This window comes from Legionella quateirensis (assembly GCF_001467955.1).
In the GTDB taxonomy this organism is placed as follows: domain Bacteria; phylum Pseudomonadota; class Gammaproteobacteria; order Legionellales; family Legionellaceae; genus Legionella; species Legionella quateirensis.
The window spans coordinates 1-1,375 of record NZ_LNYR01000050.1; the positions used below are offsets into that span (position 1 = coordinate 1).

Genomic DNA, 1,375 nt, shown 5'->3' on the forward strand with positions numbered 1-1,375 from the left:
CATTATTTAACAGCACTGTGCCGTTGGCTACCGTTACGGTGTTGCCTGCGGTAATAGCTGTACCATCAATCGCAGTGATGATATGACCTGCATTCTCAAAAGTATCATTATTATTGACATCATAAGTAGCCACCGTGTCTTCATTCAGGGTTATGGCATCGTTGGCAATATCCACGACTGGATTGACTGTAATGGCAATATTGTCCGTATCACTTAAGGTGCCATCACTGGTGACTATAGTTAAGCTGTCAGCACCGTTGTAATCGGCAACAGGTTGGTAACTTAAACCATCCAAAGCGGTGGTAATTGCAGCAGGAGATCCCGTTAAGGTCACACTGCCCGTACCGTTATTCGTAATCGTAACCCCTGCTGTTGCCAGTGCCGTTAAGCTGCCGTGTGCCACAGAAATCGTGGTGGCCACAGAAGCACTGTCTATATCGGTAAGGCTTATCGCATTGCCATTAGCAGAGCTAAAGACCTGAGCGGTGTCCTCATTCGTGGTTTGAGCACCAGGGACGCTGTTGGTTGGGGCATCAATAACCGGATTGACTGTGACGTTCACTGTCGCCGTTTCCGTAACTCCGCCGGAAGTCACTGTGTAGGTAAAACTGGTGCTGCCATTGTAATTAGCGGTTGGGGTAAAGTTTAAAGTGCCGTCATTATTTAACAGCACTGTGCCGTTGGCTACCGTTACGGTGTTGCCTGCGGTAATAGCTGTACCATCAATCGCAGTGATGGTATGGCCTGCGTTTTCAAAGGTATCATTGGCATTCACATCATAAGTAGCCACCGTGTCTTCATTCATGGTTATTGCATCGTTGGCAATATCCACGACTGGATTGACTGTGATGGCAATGTTGTCCGTATCGCTTAAGGCGCCATCATTGGTGACTATGGTTAAGTTGTCAGCACCGTTGTAATCGGCAATAGGTTGGTAACTTAAACCATCCAAAGCCGTGGTAATTGCAGCAGGAGATCCCGTTAAGGTCACACTGCCCGTTCCGTTATTCGTAATGGTAACACCTGCTGTTGCCAGTGCCGTTAAACTGCCGTGTGCCACAGAAATCGTGGTGGTCACAGATGCGCTGTCAATGTCAGTAAGGCTGATGGCATTGCCATTAGCAGAGCTAAAGACTCGAGCCGTGTCCTCATTCGTCGTTTGAGCGCCAGGAACGCTGTTAGTTGGGGCATCATTAACCGGATTGACTGTGACGTTCACTGTAGCCGTTTCCGTAACTCCGCCGGAAGTCACCGTATAGGTAAAGCTGGTACTGCCATTGTAATTGGCGGTTGGAGTAAAGCTTAAAGTGCCGTCGCCATTCAAGAGCACTGTGCCGTTGTCCACGACCACCGTGCTGCCTTCGTCAACCGCAGT

At 48.9% G+C, this 1,375-nt stretch carries 1 protein-coding gene; it reads right to left on the minus strand.

Annotated features, from left to right (window positions below; translation table 11 throughout):
- On the minus strand, nucleotides 1-1,375 hold a 1,375-nt coding region (locus tag Lqua_RS17690), incomplete at both ends, for a beta strand repeat-containing protein (protein ID WP_157076156.1).